General features: G+C 69.3%; 17 protein-coding genes and 1 tRNA gene. 13 read left to right on the plus strand and 5 right to left on the minus strand.

Annotated features, from left to right (window positions below):
• Positions 1-79 precede the first annotated feature (79 nt).
• On the minus strand, positions 80-871 hold the full coding sequence (locus BMX74_RS27575; RefSeq protein ID WP_143078779.1) for a GntR family transcriptional regulator: 792 nt from the start codon (positions 869-871) through the stop codon (positions 80-82).
• Between the two features lie 294 nt (positions 872-1,165).
• Here BMX74_RS27575 and BMX74_RS27580 point away from each other — a divergent pair, with 294 nt between their 5' ends.
• The 8 genes from BMX74_RS27580 to BMX74_RS27615 all read left to right on the plus strand — a co-directional run bounded on the left by BMX74_RS27580 (position 1,166) and on the right by BMX74_RS27615 (position 8,186).
• Positions 1,166-1,510, plus strand: coding sequence for a hypothetical protein (locus BMX74_RS27580; protein WP_091103632.1), 345 nt, complete (start codon positions 1,166-1,168; stop codon positions 1,508-1,510).
• A 336-nt stretch (positions 1,511-1,846) separates the two neighbouring features.
• Positions 1,847-2,683, plus strand: a complete 837-nt coding sequence (locus BMX74_RS27585; protein ID WP_256257288.1) for a GntR family transcriptional regulator — start codon at positions 1,847-1,849, stop codon at positions 2,681-2,683.
• 119 nt (positions 2,684-2,802) lie between these two features.
• Entirely contained in the window at positions 2,803-3,225 is a 423-nt protein-coding gene (locus BMX74_RS27590) for a plasmid replication, integration and excision activator (protein WP_091103633.1), read from the plus strand.
• Complete coding sequence (locus BMX74_RS27595; RefSeq protein WP_091103636.1) at positions 3,222-3,518, plus strand: hypothetical protein; 297 nt, start codon at positions 3,222-3,224, stop codon at positions 3,516-3,518. The genes BMX74_RS27590 and BMX74_RS27595 overlap by 4 nt, the downstream gene beginning before the upstream one ends.
• An 84-nt stretch (positions 3,519-3,602) precedes the next feature.
• Entirely contained in the window at positions 3,603-5,030 is a 1,428-nt protein-coding gene (locus tag BMX74_RS27600) for an FtsK/SpoIIIE domain-containing protein (RefSeq protein WP_091103637.1), read from the plus strand.
• Positions 5,027-6,637, plus strand: a complete 1,611-nt coding sequence (locus tag BMX74_RS27605) for a replication initiator (RefSeq protein WP_091103639.1) — start codon at positions 5,027-5,029, stop codon at positions 6,635-6,637. Before BMX74_RS27600 ends, BMX74_RS27605 begins: the two co-directional genes overlap by 4 nt.
• 14 nt (positions 6,638-6,651) lie before the next feature.
• The gene (locus BMX74_RS27610; RefSeq protein WP_256257290.1) at positions 6,652-6,858 is read left to right on the plus strand and encodes an excisionase family DNA-binding protein; all 207 of its coding nucleotides are present in this window, start codon (positions 6,652-6,654) and stop codon (positions 6,856-6,858) included.
• Entirely contained in the window at positions 6,858-8,186 is a 1,329-nt protein-coding gene (locus BMX74_RS27615; RefSeq protein WP_091103640.1) for a tyrosine-type recombinase/integrase, read from the plus strand. The genes BMX74_RS27610 and BMX74_RS27615 overlap by 1 nt, the downstream gene beginning before the upstream one ends.
• Before the next feature lie 93 nt (positions 8,187-8,279).
• On the opposite strand, the gene BMX74_RS27620 is transcribed toward BMX74_RS27615, so the two are convergent.
• Positions 8,280-8,350 (minus strand) — tRNA-Gly (locus tag BMX74_RS27620).
• 101 nt (positions 8,351-8,451) lie between these two features.
• On the opposite strand from BMX74_RS27620, the gene dcd reads away from it, so the two are divergent.
• The 3 genes from dcd (at position 8,452) to BMX74_RS27635 (ending at position 10,952) form a co-directional block, all read left to right on the plus strand.
• Positions 8,452-9,027 (plus strand): dCTP deaminase, encoded by a 576-nt coding sequence (gene dcd / locus BMX74_RS27625; RefSeq protein ID WP_055505423.1) that lies wholly within the window; start codon positions 8,452-8,454, stop codon positions 9,025-9,027.
• A gap of 297 nt (positions 9,028-9,324) precedes the next feature.
• Entirely contained in the window at positions 9,325-9,942 is a 618-nt protein-coding gene (locus BMX74_RS27630) for a DUF47 domain-containing protein (protein WP_055504887.1), read from the plus strand.
• Between the two features lie 5 nt (positions 9,943-9,947).
• Complete coding sequence (locus tag BMX74_RS27635) at positions 9,948-10,952, plus strand: inorganic phosphate transporter (protein WP_055504886.1); 1,005 nt, start codon at positions 9,948-9,950, stop codon at positions 10,950-10,952.
• 151 nt (positions 10,953-11,103) lie between these two features.
• Here the strand turns inward: BMX74_RS27635 and mshD are convergent, their stop codons facing one another.
• Positions 11,104-12,021, minus strand: a complete 918-nt coding sequence (mshD, locus tag BMX74_RS27640) for a mycothiol synthase (protein WP_256257291.1) — start codon at positions 12,019-12,021, stop codon at positions 11,104-11,106.
• Between the two features lie 108 nt (positions 12,022-12,129).
• On the opposite strand from mshD, the gene BMX74_RS27645 reads away from it, so the two are divergent.
• Complete coding sequence (locus BMX74_RS27645; RefSeq protein WP_091103643.1) at positions 12,130-13,941, plus strand: bifunctional metallophosphatase/5'-nucleotidase; 1,812 nt, start codon at positions 12,130-12,132, stop codon at positions 13,939-13,941.
• A gap of 32 nt (positions 13,942-13,973) precedes the next feature.
• Here the strand turns inward: BMX74_RS27645 and BMX74_RS27650 are convergent, their stop codons facing one another.
• Entirely contained in the window at positions 13,974-14,297 is a 324-nt protein-coding gene (locus tag BMX74_RS27650; RefSeq protein WP_055504883.1) for a MazG nucleotide pyrophosphohydrolase domain-containing protein, read from the minus strand.
• Positions 14,298-14,357: 60 nt separating this feature from the next.
• Entirely contained in the window at positions 14,358-15,719 is a 1,362-nt protein-coding gene (locus BMX74_RS27655; RefSeq protein ID WP_055504882.1) for a sensor histidine kinase, read from the minus strand.
• Between the two features lie 282 nt (positions 15,720-16,001).
• Here BMX74_RS27655 and BMX74_RS27660 point away from each other — a divergent pair, with 282 nt between their 5' ends.
• Positions 16,002-16,988 carry an NAD-dependent epimerase/dehydratase family protein gene (locus BMX74_RS27660; RefSeq protein WP_091103645.1) on the plus strand — a complete coding sequence of 329 codons (987 nt, stop codon included), beginning with the start codon at positions 16,002-16,004 and terminating at the stop codon, positions 16,986-16,988.
• Positions 16,989-17,103 lie beyond the last annotated feature (115 nt).

Here is a 17,103-nt window from a genome sequence, read left to right on the forward strand (position 1 = left end):
ATCCTCCGGGCCGGAGCGGGATGGGCTCGCCGAACTCGTCAACCAGGTAGGGGTCTGAGGCCACACAAGCATCGTGGCTTCACCGGGGCCGGTCCATCAAGTACTTGAACTCGTAGCGGTCGGTCGGGAAGACGATGTCGGCCGCTTCGACCGGGACGAGGTTGTCGGTGCCGTCCTGGATGGCTCGGACGGTCTGGTGCACCTCCAGGACGTGCACACCGTCCGGGATGGTCAGGGTCTCGGTCTCCTCCGGTGTGGGAGGGCGGACGATCAGGTGTTCCTCTACCTGCTCGATCGTCCAGCCGATGGCCGCGAAACGGGCGTTCAGGCCGCTGTCGGCGTATTCGCCCTGGTGAGGGTGCTCGATCGGCGTGCCTCCGGTGATCGAGAGCGGTTCCCACGACGTGGAGATGCTCATCGGCCGTCCCTCGGCGAAGACGCGGTACCGCGTCGTCATCACCTGATCTCCGGCGGCGATCTCCAGGCGCTGGGCGACCGCCTCGCTGGCTGCCGCCAGCTCCGTCTGGTGGAGGGCGTCCGGCCTCAGGCCCGCCCGTTCGGCTTCCTGGACGTACGTGCGCTCCTTGCCCTCGAAGTAGCGATGCGGGGCGCTTCTCACCATCTTGCGGCTGGGCGCGACGAAGGTGCCCTTCCCGGCGATGCCGTAGACCAGGCCCTCACTCCGCAGGAGGTTCAGGGCGCTCTTGGCGGTGATCATGCTGACGCCGTACTGCTCGCAGATCGCGGCGGCGCTCGGTACCGGCTGGTCGGGAGCGAGCGCGCCGTCCTTGATCTGCTCTCTGATCTCACCGGCGATGCGTATGTATGCGGGCCTCTTCTGGCCTCCGGTCTCGCCGCTACCGCGCTTCACGTCGTCCTCCCCCAACTTCGATGCTGGTATGGATTGACATACCAGGTCTGAATCAACAGACTAGGTATGTGATTTCATTTCAGGTTAGCAGGGGACGGCGAGTTGGAAAGGGCGAGCTTCGGTGACCAAGGAACAGTGCCTCTCGTGCGAGGGTCGGGGTTGGAAGTACGTGAGCCTGCGGCGCGGCCTGATCGTCGGCCCCGAGGGGACGTTCGCTGTTCTTGTCCGAGTGCGCGACGACTGCTCGATGTGCCAGGGAAAGCCCCCAGCTTCTGAGCGCCTACGGCCGACGGCGTGAACGGGATGGCCGGCCAGCAGCCACCGTCTGTTCAGCCCGTCTCGCCGGTGCGGGCCGCCGAGTCGCTGCGGGTCGAACTGGAACGACACGGCATAGTCGCCGACGTTCACGACGGGTACGGCCTCGCCGTGGTCTCGATCTGGACCGGCCTTACCGTCTGGTCTGACGGCTTGGTGTTCTGGTGGCGCACCGGGAGTTGGGACGCTCGACGCAGACGGCCCGTCTACGCCTACCACGATGTGAGAGACCTGGAGCGGACCGCTCGCCGCGTGGCATTCCGCTTCACCCAGCTCAGAAAGGAGGGTCCGCCCTCCGGGCTGATCGGCAAGCACGCGTCATGATCCCCAATGTCGGGTGTCTGAGCCCGCATGTGGCGAGAGCCCGAGACGACTGCCTGCGCTTGGAGTGGCATCCCCCTTATCCGGTGTTGCAGCGGGCGCGTCCAGTGGTCTGGACGTGTCACTGCCGGGCGACGGTCTATGAACTCCTCCTGAGCGCCGGGCGGGGATTCATCAGGCGGACCGTCCAGCGCGAGCAGGGCAACGAGGTCCATGAGACTCCCTGCTGGCATCACCGTCAGGCTTGGGCGATGTGGATGGCTCTGCTGTCCGGCGAAGCCCGATAAGCGTGCGGCGGCGCGGTGAACTCGGCTCAGGGGACTGGAAGGAGCCGAGGGGGTGCCCGCGTCGCCGCACTTCACCACCCAGAAAGATCAGCTAGGCAAGCAGGGCAAGCAGCTCTATGCTGACGATAAGTCGAGTAGTTGGGTTGTTGTCATGTCTGTATCCCACGAGGAATACGCCCCTCCGAAGTACGCCCAGATCGTCAAGGCCATCCGGCAGCGGATCGCAGACGGCACGTACCCTCCTGGCTCGCAGCTTCCCTCCGAGACCCAGCTCATCCGCGAGTTCGCGGTGAGTCGTCCCACCGTCGTGCGGGCGCTTCAGGTCTTGCAGCTTCGCGGGGTCATCGATCGGGAGCACGGGAAGGGCAGCTTCGTCAAGGCGACCCCTCCAGCAGCCGAGGAAGATCTCTCTCGGCCTAGTCGTGCCATCCTCGATCGCGTCGAGGCCAACGAAGGCGGGAGTGTGCTCCGCGCTGGGTCGCATCCCGCCCCTGCACACGTAGCGGCCGCCTTCTCCGTTCCCCAAGGATCGCCCGTCATGATGCGCCGCGTCCTCATGAGCGACGCAGGCGAACCGTGCGAGCTGGTCACCTTCTGGTGCCCGATCGAACTCGCGCAGGGAACAGACCTGGCCAGCGAACTGCCGTTGACGGTGAGCTTCCGCCAGCACGCCCAGGCGGTCAAAGGGCTTCGACTCGACCATGTCACGGAACGACTGGCCGCTCGCCACCCGACGGCCGACGAGGTCAAGGTTCTCGGACTGAGCAAGACGGCTGCCGTGCTCGCCGTGGTCGCCCGCGTCTACGACGCTTCCGGCCGGCCTGTCCTCGTCCTCGACGTGACGCTTCCCGGCGCCCTTCACGAGCTGGAAGACACCTACTCTCTCTGATGTGACGTAGGTCACACGACACGACGGGAACTCGTCTTGTCGAGCTTCCGTTCCTCAAGTAACTTCACACTCGACAGTACGAGTTAACGAGCTACCGACAACACGACAGGAGCAAGGCAATGGCCATCCAGGGACCCATCCCCATCACCTTCGACCAGGTCTTCCCGCACGGCTGCTACATCGTGGGCGAGGTCGAACAGGTCAAGGACTTCGACGCCTCGACGAACGGCCGCACGGTCTACGCCAAGGACAAGACCACCGGCGAACTCATCTGGCAGGTCGCCGTCATGGACGCCGACCCGGCGCTCAAGGCGGGACAGAAGACCGTGGCGGTGAAGATCCTCGCGCCGGTTCAGCCGGTGCCTCCGCCGTCGCTGCCGGGACTGCCGTTCACACCAGTCGAGTTCGACGGCATGAGCGTCACGCCCTACGTCTCTCAGGCGGGCCGTCTCGCCTGGTCGATCCGGGCCACGGCGATGCGGGCTCCTCGTTCCATGGCGACGCCCGCCAAGGCCGCGACGGGCAAGGAGGTGGCGGCGTGAGCGAGCACAAGCCGTCCACGTACGTGACGGCAGCAATCGACGAATACGGAACCCGGCTCAACGTCCACTTCTACACCCCTGACCTGTGGATCATCCTGCTGGGGATCGACCGCGAACGGCCGGTCCTGTCCGTCATCAGCGGTGAGGCGCAGGTGTCGATCTGCACGACCGGCGGCGGCCCGGTCACCGAACAGGACGTGACCCTGGCCCGTCAGCTCGCTGACGCCGCAGCGTCCTACCTGGCCGAGTGCGAGCGGCTGCACAGCGCCCAGACGGGCGAGGTCGCGGCCTGACATGCAAGCGGGGCCGCTGGAACTGGCATTCCTGCGGCCCCTTGATCTTCCCGGACACTAATCAAGGAAGAGGGCATAAGCCTAATGTTCAAACGGCTTCCGGGCGACCAAGCCCCGAATCTCGTCTCCACCACCCCAGACACCGCCGTGGTCTTCCGACCTGCCGTCGTGAGAACCCCGGCTCTCGTCACGCTCATCATCTACGCCTGCCGCTTCGTCGTGGCACTGGTGCGTACGGTGTGGCGGCACCCCGTCGCATGCTGCGTGCCCGCCGCCCTCGGCGCGGTCTGGGCGCTGTACGGCTGGCAGCTGACCGTCTCGGTGGCCGGCTTCGTCGTCCTGGCCCTGCTCGCCTGGGCCTACGGTGCCCCCGACTCGTTCGCCCGGCTCGTCGGGTGGCGGTTGCTGGCCTGGTGGCGGCTGATGTCGGTCTACCGCCGTCACTGGCACGCGGTCATGGAGGTCTCCGGGCTGGCCAGGCGGATCAGCGGCCGGGTCTACATGCCCCGCCTGGTGAAGGTCCAGTGCGACGGCTGGGCCGACCGCCTCACCGTGCGCATGCTCGACGGCCAGGCCGTCAAGGACTGGACCGACCGCACCGACAACCTCGCCCAGGGCTTCGGCGCGGTCTCCTGCCGCGTGGCCCTGGTCAAGGGCGGCCGACTGGTCCTGACCTTCCCGCGCAGCGATCCGCTCGCCGCCCCGATCCCCGCGCTCGCCATCCCGAACGAACCGTCGGTGGGGCCGGTCGAGATCGGCAAGCAGGAGGACGGCCGGCCACTGAAGCTCAAGGTGCACGGCACCCATGTCCTGATCGCGGGCGCGACCGGGGCCGGCAAGGGCTCGTTCCTCTGGGACACCATCCGCGGCCTGCTCCCCGCCATGCGGGCCGGGCTGGCGGAGGTCTGGGCGCTGGACCCCAAACTCATGGAGCTGTCGTTCGGCCGGGAGCTGTTTCAGGGCCGCTACGCCAGTGACCCGGCCGACTGCGCCGACCTGCTGGACGAGGCCGTGACCGTCATGCAGAAGCGGGCGGCCCGCTTCGCCGGTCTCCAACGCTCCCACGTCCCGACCATCGAGGACCCGTTCGTACTGGTGCTCGTCGACGAGGTGGCGTTCCTGACCGCCTACCAGCCCGACAAGCACCTACGGCAGCGCATCTCCGCCGCTCTGGCCACCCTCGCGACCCAGGGCCGGTCGGTCGGCGTCGGCGTCATGGCCGCGCTCCAGGACCCGCGCAAGGAGGTCATGAACATCCGCAACCTGTTCCCCGACAAGATCGCGCTCCGGCTGGACGAGTCGGAGCAGGTGGACATGGTCCTCGGCGACGGCGCCCGCGACCGGGGAGCGCTCGCCGACCACATCTCACCGGTCCCAGAGCTCGGCGCAGGCGTCGCGTACATGCGGCTGGAGACCTCACCCGAACCAGTCCGCGTCCGGGCCGCCTACGTCTCCGACGACGACATCCGCGAGATGGTCGCCCTGTTCACCGAGCGGGGTGAGGCCGCGTGACCAACCCGAACGACCGGGCACTACCCAGGGCCGTCCGGCTGGCCATGCCGCTGGCCCGCGAGGTGGCTGTGGAGGTCGCCAAGCAGTACGGGGTGTGCGTCCGGCCCGTCCCGCTCAGGCGGCTCGACACCCAGACTGGACGGTGGGAGCTCGTCGACGTGCCGTGCGGCTCCACCTTGGATGCCGCGTGCCCGCCGTGCGCCAAGCGCAACCGCCAACTCCGGATCGCGCAGTGCCGCGAGGGCTGGCACCTCGACCACGAACCCACCACCACGCCGGACGAGCCGACCGACGATCAGCGGTGGCTGGTCGAGTTCCGCGCCGACCTCCAAGCCCGTCGAGAGAAGGCCGAACAGCTCGGCGAGGACACCACCGACTGGGACGCCGCCATCGAAGGCGTGGACGCCGAGATCAACGAGGCGGGCATGCGCGGCAACGTCCTCGGCCGGACCGCCGCCAAGCGCGTCCGCTCCACCCGCCGCCGCCAGGACGCGCCGGACCTGCCCAAGCGCAAGATGACCAACACCACCCTTGGACGCACCTTCACAGCACAGGACGGCAAGGTCTATCGCCCCTCGCTGTTCGTCACGCTCACCCTGCCCTCGTACGGCAAGGTCCGCGACGGCGTCCCGGTCGATCCGCAGACCTACGACTACGCGCGGGCCGCCCGCGACGCGCTGCACTTCTCCAAGCTGGTGGACCGGTTCGTTCAGAACCTGCGCCGTGTGGCGGGCTATGACGTGCAGTACTTCGCCACGGTGGAGCCTCAGCAGCGGCTCGCCCCGCACCTGCACATGGCGATCCGCGGCACGCTGCCCCGCGCGGAGCTGAAGCAGATCATCGCCGCGACCTACCACCAGGTGTGGTGGCCGCCCACCCACGAAGTCCGCTTCGAGGGCGACCACCTGCCCGTCTGGCAGGACGAGACCGGCTACCTCGACCCCGGCACCGGCGAGGTGCTGCCCACCTGGGAACAGGCCCTCGACCAGCTCGACGCCGACCAGGACGCCGAGCCGCTGCACGTGGTCCGCTTCGGCCAGCAGCACAACATCCAAAGCGTGCTCGCGGGCACCCCGGCGGCCGGCAAGTGGCTGGGCTACCTCACCAAGTACCTGACCAAGAGCCTGGCCGACCCCCTCGACACCGGCGCCGCCGACAACCCGGCCCGGCGCGAGCACGCCGCCCGCCTGGTCGAGGCCCTGCGCAGCGAGCCGTGCTCGCCCACCTGCCCGAACTGGCTGCGCTACGGCATCCAGCCCAAAGGAGCCAAACCCGGGATGCTCCCCGGCCGCTGCCGTGGCAAGGCCCACAAGCCCGACCACCTCGGCTACGCCGGACGCCGCGTCCTGGTCTCCCGCAAATGGTCGAACAAGACGCTGGCCGAGCACAAGCAGGACCGGCGCACCTGGGTCCTGGAAGCCCTCGGCCAACCCGACCAGCCCACCGACCCACACCGCTACATGTGGAAACCCGTCCCGGCCGGAGACGCCAACGTCGCCCCGCTGGCAGTGCGCCTCCTCCGATCGGTGGCCGAACGCCAACGCTGGCGAGCCCACCTGCAACAACTCGAAGCACAGAGTCTTTCGGCAATCCGGCCTGCGGCCTGAGAGGAGGAACGTCATTGAACCCATTGCTCACCGTCCCCGAAACAGCCGCACGGCTGAACACGTCGGTCCGCTTCGTCCGTCGCCTGATCGCGGAACGACGCATCGAGTTCGTCAAGGTCGGCCGTCACGTCCGCATCTCCGAGTCAGCGCTGACCCGCTTCGTGGTCGCGGGCACGGTCGCGCCTCTGACGGCTCAGGAGATCACCGGGAGGGCTGCCTGATGGCCAAGGGCAGCAAGCCGAACCGTCGCCGTTTCGGCAACGTCCGTCAGCTTCCCTCTGGGCGCTACCAGGTCAGCTACCTGGGACCTGACGGCCGACGCCGTACGGGCTCGGAGACCTACGAACGCAAAGGCGACGCCGAACGGGCGCTCACGCTGATCGAGGCCAAGCTGATCGCGGGCGAGTGGACCGATCCGGATCGCGGCAAGATCAAGCTCAAGGACTACGCCGAGACCTGGATCTCACAGCGTCCTGGGCTGCGTCCGCGCACTGTTGATCTCTATACGTGGCTGCTCAACAAGCACATCACGCCGTACCTGGGTGCGGCCCAGCTCGGGAAGCTGTCCACGGCGATGATCCGGCAGTGGCGAGCGGACTTGCTCGGCAACGGCGTGTCGGTGTCGATGGCGGCCAAGGCGTACCGGCTGTTGCGGGCCGTCCTGATGACGGCGGCCGAGGACGACCACATCATCCCGCGGAACCCGTGCCGCATCCGAGGTGCCGGCGACGAGCATCCCGAGGAACGTCCGGTGCTCACCGTCGCCCAGATCTTCGAGCTGGCCGACCGCATCGGCCGTCGTCCACTCGGCAACGTCCGGAAGGTCACGAACGGCGCCTACCGGCTCCGGTTCCAGCGGCACGGCGAGATGCGTACGCATCCCGAGGTCTTCGCCAGCAGGGGCGAGGCTGAACGAGCGCTGTGGGGGATGATGAGGGACGGGCGGGCCGACAGCAGCCAAGATCGCCGGTTTCGCGCCCTGGTTCTCCTCGCGACGTTCGCGAGCCTGCGATGGGGTGAGGTGAGCGCGCTCCGCCGTAGTGATCTCGACGTGGAGGCGGCGACGGTCCGGGTTCGGGCTGCCTTTGTCGAACGCTCCACGGGTGAGCTGGTTCTGGGGCCTCCGAAGTCCAAGGCGGGACGGCGCGTGGTCGGCGTCCCACAAGCGATCATCCCCGCGCTGCGAGAGCACCTGAACACTTACGTCGGCAAGGAGCCGGACGCGCTGCTCTTTCCTGGGGCGAAGGGCGGGCCACTTCGCCGTAGCGGCTTCAACACCCGTACGCGCTGGGTGGGCGTGGTGAGCGATATGGGCATGCGCGGCCTGCACTTCCATGATCTACGTCACACCGGCAACATGCTGGCCGCCGAGTCGGGCGCGGGACTCAAGGACCTCATGGCCCGGATGGGACACGACAACGTGCGAGCCGCGATGATCTATCAGCACGCCGTACGGGGTGCCGACAAAGCGATCACGGACGCGATCGACCGGCACATCGGCAGGGCCGACGACGAGGGCTCACCGGGTGTGCTCGCTCCCCTGGGCTAGTTGCACGCCGGTTGCACGGAAGATCGAGAAGTCTCCGGAAACAATCAAGGCCCGGGTCGGGATCCCCTCCCTGACCTGGGCCTTCGTAGTGAGAGCGGGTGACGGGAATCGAACCCGCGCTGTCAGCTTGGGAAGCTGATGTTCTGCCATTGAACTACACCCGCGTGCGCCTCGGTGGACGCCTTCCCCACTGTAGCGGAAACTTGGGCCTCTTCAGCACGCCCGGGCGACCCAATGTTCCATGGCGGGCGGTAGGTTGCTCACCGTGTTGCTATCTGACCGTGACATCCTCGCTGAGATCGACGCCGGGCGGCTCTCGCTCGATCCGTTTCACCGGGACATGATCCAGCCGTCCAGCATCGATGTGCGGCTTGACCGGTATTTCCGGGTGTTTGAGAACCATCGGTATCCGCACATCGACCCGTCGGTCGAGCAGCCGGATCTCACGCGGATGGTGGAGCCGGACGGCGACGAGCCGTTCATCCTGCATCCGGGGGAGTTCGTGCTGGCCTCGACGTACGAGGTGGTCACGCTGCCGGACGATCTGGCGTCGCGCCTGGAGGGCAAGAGTTCGCTGGGCCGGCTGGGGCTGCTGACGCATTCGACGGCGGGGTTCATCGATCCCGGGTTCAGCGGGCACGTGACGCTGGAGCTGTCGAACGTGGCCACGTTGCCGATCAAGCTGTGGCCGGGCATGAAGATCGGGCAGCTCTGCCTGTTCAGGCTGAGCTCTCCGGCGGAGCACCCGTACGGCTCGGAGAAGTACGGCTCGCGCTACCAGGGCCAGCGGGGGCCGACGCCGTCGCGGTCGTTCAGGAACTTCCACCGGACGACGATCTGACGCGTTCCAAGGTGAACGCCACGTGTCGATCATGCGAACAAGATGAACAGTAGATGAACATTGAGGAACGCACGGTGGACGCGTCGGTGAACAAGGTCATGTCCGGGCGGGGGGCCCGGGCTTAGGGAGCGGTGTTCAGGGCAGTTGACGCAGCAAAATGCGCCAACGCTACCCCTGGCCCCGGTGTCGCACAACATACGGAGGGTAACCAGAAGGAGAAGGGGACATGAAGTACGCATTTCGCCTGGTTACCCGTACCCTCTTCCACGGACCATCCCCGCACATCTGGAGAACGACGTGCGCCTGCGTCTCACGCCACGTGAGGACAGCTACTACGACCTGTTCGCGGACTCCGCGAACAACCTGGTCACGGCATCCCGCCTGCTGGTCGAGATCATCAGTGACGGCTCGGACCGGGAGGCCCTGGCCGAGAAGATGCGCGCCTGCGAGCACGCCGGTGACGAACGTACCCACGCCATCATGAACCGGCTCAACGAGAGCTTCATCACCCCGTTCGACCGCGAGGACATCTACCGCCTCGCCTCGAATCTGGACGACGTGATGGACGCCATGGAGGCGGCCTCCGACCTCATCGTGCTGTACCAGATCGACCACCTGCCCAAGGACGTCGTCAGGCAGGTCGAGGTGCTGGAGCGGGCGGCCGAGCTCACGGCCGAGGCCATGCCCCGGCTGCGGTCGATGAAGAACCTCAACGAGTACTGGATCGAGGTCAACCGCCTGGAGAACCAGGGTGACCAGGTCTACAGAAGGCTGCTGGCCAAGCTGTTCAGCGGCGAGTACGACGCCCTCACGGTGATGAAGATGAAGGAGGTCGTCGACGCGCTGGAGGAGGCCGCCGACGCCTTCGAGCACGTGGCCAACACGATCGAGTCGATCGCGGTGAAGGAAAGCTAGGCCCAGTGGACCTCACGCTCGTCCTCGTCATCGGCGTGGTCGCCACCGCCCTGGCGTTCGACTACACCAACGGGTTCCACGACGCGGCGAACGCCATCGCGACCTCGGTCTCGACCAGGGCGCTCACCCCCAGGGCCGCGCTGTTCATGGCGGCGGCCATGAACTTCATCGGCGCCCACCTGGGCACCCAGGTCGCGCAGACGGTGGGCAAGGGCATCATCGACGCCCCGAACGGCTCGCACGGTCTGGTCATCGTGGCCTCCGCGCTGATCGGCGCCATCGTCTGGAACCTGATCACCTGGTATTTCGGTCTGCCCTCCTCCTCCAGTCACGCGCTCATCGGCGGCCTGGTCGGCTCCGCGCTCGCCTCGGCCAGCGTCGTCCACTGGGACGGCGTCGTGGAGAAGGTCGTCATCCCGATGGTGATCTCGCCCGTGGTCGGGTTCACGCTCGCGGCAGCGATCATGATCGCAATTTATTGGATCTTCCGCAACAGCCAGCCGGGCAGGACCAACCGGGGCTTCCGCTACGCGCAGACCCTCTCCGCCGCCGCCATGGCGCTGGGGCACGGCCTGCAGGACGCGCAGAAGACCATGGGCGTGATCTTCCTGGCGCTCACGGTGGGCGGGTACGCCAGTCCGGGCGAGGAGATCCCGCAGTGGGTCATCCTGTCCGCGGCGGGCGCGATCTCGCTCGGAACGTACGCGGGCGGCTGGCGCATCATGCGCACGCTGGGCCGCAGGATCATCGCGCTCGACCCGCCCCAGGGCTTCGCGGCCGAGTCGGCGGCGGCGACCGTCCTGTACGGGGCGGCCATCGGGTTCGGCGCTCCCATCTCCACCACCCACACCATCACCACGGCGATCATGGGTGTCGGCGCGACCAAGCGGCTGAGCGCCGTGCGGTGGGGCGTGGCCGGCAACATCGTGACGGCGTGGGTCCTCACCATCCCCGCCGCGGCCCTCGTGGCCTCCCTGTCCTACTTCGTCCTCCACTGGATCATCGAGTAGAGGCCCCCGTCACGGGACGCGCGTCACCCGGACGCGCGTCACCCGGGCCTGCGTCTTCAACAACGCGTCATCAACCGCACGTCATCAGGCGAACGTCGTCAAGCGCGCGTCATCAAGCGAACGTCGTCAGGCGCGCGTCATCGGTCGTGCGTCATCGGTCGTGCGTCGCGGGGGCGTACATCACGTCCACGTCCCACCGCTCGAACCCGAGTCGCTCGTACAGCCTGACGGCGGCCGGGTTGGCCTCGTCCACGTAGAGCATCACCTGGGCGAGGCCGCGCGAGCGCAGGTGGCGCAGCCCGACGAGGGTGAGCGCCCTGCCCAGGCCGGTGCCCTGCTGGGAGGGGTCGACGCCGACGACGTAGACCTCCCCCAGCGGCTCGTGGCCGTGCTCGGACGAGCCGTGGATCTTCGTCCAGTGGAAGCCGACGAGCCGGTCGCCGCGCTGGGCGAGGAAGAAGCCCTCGGGGTCGAACCACGGCTCCCGCTCGCGTTGCCGCAGGTCGTCGAGCGTCCACGCGCCCTGCTCGGGGTGGTGGGCGAAGGCGGCGGCGTTGACGGCGAGCCACGCCTCCTCGTCCCGGCCTGGGACGAACGTGCGCACCAGCACCCCGTCGGGCAGCGCGACGTCGGGCAGCGGGGCGGACAGCGGGCGGCGCATCCGCCACAGCGAGCGCATCCGGTCGAGCCCGAACGCGGCGGCCAGCGCGGCGGCGCCCGGGTGGTCGCCATGGGCCCACAGCCGCGCCCTGCCGCCGGTCACCTCCAGGACGGCGCGCAGGAGCGCGGCGCCGTGTCCCCTGCGGCGGTGCGCGGGGTGCACGACGAGTTCGACGCTGGGCCCCTCGGCCTCGTCGGCGGGGTCGACGTGGGCGTACCCGACGGTCGTGCCGTCGGCGTCGAGCAGGAGGGAGCGCGCGCGGGGGTCGCCGCCGTAGCGCAGGTGGAGCATGGCGTGCTCGTTGAGCGGCCGCACGCCGTCGGCCTCCGTCGCCGCCTCGACGACGCCCAGCGCGTCGGCGATCTCTCCGTCATCGAGCCGTTCGCTGATCTTCACGTGCGCACTCACAGGTGGAACTCTAGGCGTCCGGCTGGCAAATACCGCCATCCACCCGCCCGACAAATCGTTACCTTTGCGACATTGGTTGCATAGCCGACCCCCGTAACGTCTTCCACCATGACGTCTCGTTCCTTCCTCCGGCTCGCAGTGGCCGGAGCCGTCGCCACGGGGTCGGCCCTCCTGGCCACCCTTCCGGCGGACGCGAACACCGCACCCCCGACGGTCCCCGTCCGGCTGCTCGCGCTCAACGACTTCCACGGCAACCTCGAACCCCCGTCCGGCACCTCCGGGCGCATCGTGGACGAGCACGGCCAGACCGTGGACGCCGGCGGCGCCGCCTACATCGCCGCCCACATGGAGGGACTGACCGACCAGAACACCATCAAGGTGGCGCAGGGCGACCTGATCGGCGCCACCCCGCTGATCTCCGCCGCCTACCACGACGAGCCGTCCGTCGAGTTCCTCGGCAAGCTGGGGCTCAAGGTGGCCGCCGTCGGCAACCACGAGTTCGACGAGGGCTACGCCGAGCTGCGCCGCATCATGGACGGCGGCTGCCACCCGGTGGACGGCTGCTCCCCCGCTGGTGAGTGGAAGGGCGCCGCGTACGACTACGTCGGCGCGAACGTCCTGTTCAAGAACCCGAACGAGAAGAGTGACGCGCTCGACGGCCTCGGCGACTCACCCGCCACCAAGCAGCTCCTCGCCTCGCCCAAGGTCAAGCAGCTGCTGGCGGACTGGGGCGTGCCCGCCCTGCCGCCGGTCAGCGTCCAGTGGATGAACGGCGTGCCCATCGGCTTCATCGGCCTGGTCACCCAGACCACCCCGAACATCGTCACGCCCGGCGGCATCAAGGACCTCAAGTTCGTGGACGAGGTCAAGGCGGCGAACGCGGCGTCCAGGCTGCTCAAGTTCCTGGGCGTCAAGGCGCAGGTCGTGCTCATGCACGAGGGCGACCAGGTCAACACGAGCCAGTCGCCCGACGCGTGCAGCGCCGTCCCCGGCGCGGGCAACCGCATCGCCACCCAGGTGGACCCCGAGATCGACGTCGTGCTGAGCGGCCACTCGCACCAGGCGTACCTGTGCACGGTCAAGGACCCGGCGGGCAACGACCGGCTGTACTCGCAGGGCGGCTCGTTCGGGCGCGTCATCACCCAGGTGGACCTGAAGGTGAACGTCCGCAGCCGTGACATCGTCCGTTCCTCCGTCGTGGCCGACAACCACGTCGTGACCAGGACCGTCAAGCCGGACGGTGACATCGACACGTTCGTGCAGTGGTGGAAGGACAAGGTCGCCGGCGTCGCGGACAAGCCGGTAGGCAAGATCACTGCGGAGATCACGAACAAGGTCACCGCGGCCTCCGGCGAGTCGCCGCTCGGCGACCTCATCGCCGACGCCCAGCTCGCCGCGACCAAGACCGGCGGCAACGCGCAGATCGCCCTGATGAACCCGGGCGGCGTGCGCACGCTGCTCAGCTACCCCAGCTCGCCCGCCAAGGAGGGCGACGGCGTGGTGACGTACGGCGAGGCGTTCGCCGTCCAGCCGTTCAACAACCTCATGCAGGTCGTCACCCTGACCGGCGCCCAGCTGAAGACGGTGCTGGAGCAGCAGTTCACCGGCGGCCCGAACGCCCAGCCGTTCCAGAAGATCCTGCAGCCCTCGGCGAACCTCACCTACACCTACAGCAAGAGCGCGGCCTGGGGCTCGAAGGTCTCCAACCTCAAGATCGACGGCGTGCCGGTGACGGACACGCAGACGATCCGCGTGGCGGCCAACAACTTCCTCGTGGGCGGCGGCGACGCGTTCCTCGCCTTCCGGGACGGCACCGACGTGTGGAGCGGCCAGCTGGACATCGACGCCTTCGTCGACTACCTGGGCAAGAACAGCCCGGTGGCGCCCCCGGCGACGAACCGCATCACCGTCGTCGACTGATCACCTGACCCTGGCGGCCGTGAGGCGCCCGCTCACCCCTGGTCGGCGGGCGCCTCCAGTCTTTCCAGCCACTTGCGCGCGACCTCGGCCTCCAGGTCCACGCCGTGGTGGCGGGCCATGAGCAGCACCTGACACAGCACGTCGGCCAGCTCCGCGCGGAAGCCGGCGTCGATCTCCTCCGGCGTGAGCCCGCGCGTGCGCGCCCGTCCCGACTGCATGAGGAACGCCTGCGTCAGCTCGCCCACCTCCTCCTGCAGCTTCAGCAGGAACCAGGTGTCGTCCCGCTCGATGCCGAGGTGGGCCGCGTAGCGGCGCGACACCGCTTCCAGGTCGTCGGCGAGGCTGCGGAGTTCCATGCCTGGAGTGTAGGCGGGCGTCAGGGCTTGTACAGGGGCAGCCGGACGACCAGGCGGGCGTCAGGGCCTGTACAGGGGCAGCCGGGCGACCAGGCGGGCTCCCGGCTCGTGCTCGGCGACCACCAGGCTGCCGCCGTGCGCCACCGCGATCTCGCGCGACAAGGGCAGGCCCAGCCCGCTGCCGTCCTTGTCCATCCTGCGGGCGTCGGGGAGGCGGGTGAAGCGTTCGAAGACGCGCTCCCTGTCCTCGGACGCGATGCCGCCGCCGTCGTCCGTCACCGTGACCACCACCGCGTCGCCCTCCACCGCGACCTCCAGGTCGATCCGGCTCGTGGCGTGCCTGGTGGCGTTGTCCAGCAGGTTGGTGAGCAGCCTGTCGAGCTGGACGGACGAGCCGTGGACCAGGGCGGGACCGCAGGGGTGCAGCACGACGGGCACCCTGCCGCCCTCGCGGCGGCGCGCCTGCTCCTCGGCCAGCCGGCACAGGTCCACCGCCCGGCGGTCGGGCACCGCGCCCGCGTCGAGCCTGGCCAGCATCAGCAGCTCGTCGATGATGGACGCCAGCCGCTCGGCGCTGGCGAGCGTCCTCGCGCCGGTGGCGCGCCAGTCCGTCTCGTCCGGGTAGGCGTTGGCGACCTCCAGCTGGGTGCGCAGCGCCGAGATCGGGCTGCGCAGCTCGTGGGAGGCGTCGGCGACGAAGCGGCGCTGGGTCTCGGCGGAGCGTTCGAGCCGGTCGAGCGTGTCGTTCGTGGTGGCGGCGAGCTGGCTGATCTCGTCGTCCGTGGTGGGGACGGACACGCGCCTGCTGAGGTCCTGACCGGTGATCACGGCCAGCTCCGACCTGATGCGGCTGACGGGACGCAGCGCCGCGCCCACGGCGAGCCACGTCAGGACGCCGACCAGCACGATCACCAGCGGGACGCCCAGGGCGATGACCGTGTGGATCAGGCGGGTGGCGCGGTTGACCTCGCTCAGCGACGCGGCGGCGTACACGGTGACGGGGCCACGCGGGGTGTCCACGCGCATGGCCTTGATCAGGTAGTCGGCCTCCGTCTCCTCCCTGGCGCCGGTCAGCTTCCGCTCCGCCGAGTAGACGACGTCCGACCGGGCGATGGGGAAGGCCGGCAGGTGGCGCCCGTTCAGCCCGGGGCTGACGCCCATGATCCGGCCCCTGTCGTCGACGGCCTCGATCAGCTGCACCCGAGAGGGGACGTCCAGCGCCTGGGGCAGCCGCCCCACGCGGGTCTCGCCGGCGACGCGGCGCACCGCCAGGTCCACGCGGCCGTCCACCGCGCCGTACAGGTTGTCGGGGACGTTGATGAGGACGAGGGCGGAGGCGACCGCGAACACCACCGCCGCGACGACCGTGGCGATGGTGGTCAGCCGCGCCCGGATCGAGCGCGGGTAGAGCCGCTTGAGCATGGGATCCCCCGAGTCACCATCGGTGACAGTCTCCCCGCAGTCGGCCAAGGCCACACAACTGTCACCCATCTGGCCATATCAGTGGCCGGGTTTCGGTAACCGGGGTGTGAAGGGCGGCGGCGTCGCAGGCGCACCACCGCCCGCGCGGGCCCCGCCGGACCGCCACGTCGCACCGGGATCGCCGCGCCGCGGCGCCCGCCCGGGGAGGTTTCGCCACGGGCGATTCCGCTGAGGGCGTGCGGGGCTTCCGCAGGCGCCGCCGGACCGCCACAGTGAGGTGCCATGAGACTTCTCGTGCTGGGCGGCACGGAGTTCGTGGGCCGGGCCTTCGTCTCCGAGGCGCTGGCCCTCGGCTGGGACGTGACGGTGTTCAACCGGGGCAGCCACCCGCCGCCCCCGGGCGTGACGGCGCTCGTCGGCGACAGGTCGCGGCCCGGCGGGCTGGCGGCGATCGAGCGTGGCGAGTGGGACGTCGTCGCCGACACCTGGTCGTGGGCGCCGTCGGCGGTGCGCGACTCGGCGGCGCTGCTGTCCGGCCGCGCGGGCCGCTACGTCTACGTGTCGAGCAGGTCCGTCTACGCCTACCCGGCGCCGGTCGGCGCCGACGAGAGCGCGCCGGTCGTCGAGGCGTCGCCGGACGACGACGACGCGAGCGACTACGCGAGGAACAAGGCGGGCGCGGAGCTGGGCGCCGTGGCCGCGTTCGGCGACCGGGCGCTGCTGGCCAGGGCGGGGCTGGTCCTGGGCCCGTACGAGAACATCGGACGGCTGCCCTGGTGGCTGACGCGCGTCGCGCGCGGCGGCCCGGTGCTCGCGCCCGGCCCGGAGGAGCTGGACATCCAGTACGTCGACGCCCGCGACCTGGCGGCCTGGTGCCTGCGCGCGGCCGGGCAGGGGCTGGGCGGGCCGTTCGACGTGGTGAGCGGGGCCGGGTTCGCCACGATGGGCGAGCTGCTCCGCGCCTGCGTCGAGGTCACGGGGTCCGGCGCGGAGCTGCGCTGGACGCCGCCCGAGACGATCCTCGCGGCGGGCGTGGAGCCCTGGATCGACCTGCCCGTGTGGCTGCCGCCGGGCGAGACCTACGGCCACATCCACGGCGGCGACGTCTCGAAGGCGCTCGCGGCGGGGCTGCGGTGCCGCCCGCTGAAGGAGACGGTGGCCGCCACGTGGGCGTGGCTGCGGAGCCTCGGCGGGCAGGCGCCGCTGCGGCCCGACCGGCCCGCCGTGGGCCTGGACCCGGCCGTGGAGTCGGCCCTCCTCTCCGCCTGACACGCCCTCAGCCGAACTCCTCCTCAGACGGGCTCCCTCTCAGGCAGGCTCGCCCTCACACAGGCTCCTGCCTGAGGACGAGCTCGCCCTCAGGCAGGCGGGCTCACCGGCGGAG

The organism is Nonomuraea pusilla (assembly GCF_900109355.1).
Lineage (GTDB): Bacteria > Actinomycetota > Actinomycetes > Streptosporangiales > Streptosporangiaceae > Nonomuraea > Nonomuraea pusilla.

What these genes read in the sequence shown, in the direction of transcription:
- BMX74_RS27590 (WP_091103633.1), top strand. Translation starts at nt 2,803, where the DNA reads ATGGCCATCCAGGGACCCATCCCCATCACCTTCGACCAGGTCTTCCCG.
- BMX74_RS27600 (WP_091103637.1), top strand. Translation starts at nt 3,603, where the DNA reads ATGTTCAAACGGCTTCCGGGCGACCAAGCCCCGAATCTCGTCTCCACC.
- BMX74_RS27615 (WP_091103640.1), top strand. Translation starts at nt 6,858, where the DNA reads ATGGCCAAGGGCAGCAAGCCGAACCGTCGCCGTTTCGGCAACGTCCGT.
- BMX74_RS27645 (WP_091103643.1), top strand. Translation starts at nt 12,130, where the DNA reads ATGACGTCTCGTTCCTTCCTCCGGCTCGCAGTGGCCGGAGCCGTCGCC.
- BMX74_RS27650 (WP_055504883.1), bottom strand. Translation starts at nt 14,297, where the DNA reads ATGGAACTCCGCAGCCTCGCCGACGACCTGGAAGCGGTGTCGCGCCGC.
- BMX74_RS27655 (WP_055504882.1), bottom strand. Translation starts at nt 15,719, where the DNA reads ATGCTCAAGCGGCTCTACCCGCGCTCGATCCGGGCGCGGCTGACCACC.
- BMX74_RS27660 (WP_091103645.1), top strand. Translation starts at nt 16,002, where the DNA reads ATGAGACTTCTCGTGCTGGGCGGCACGGAGTTCGTGGGCCGGGCCTTC.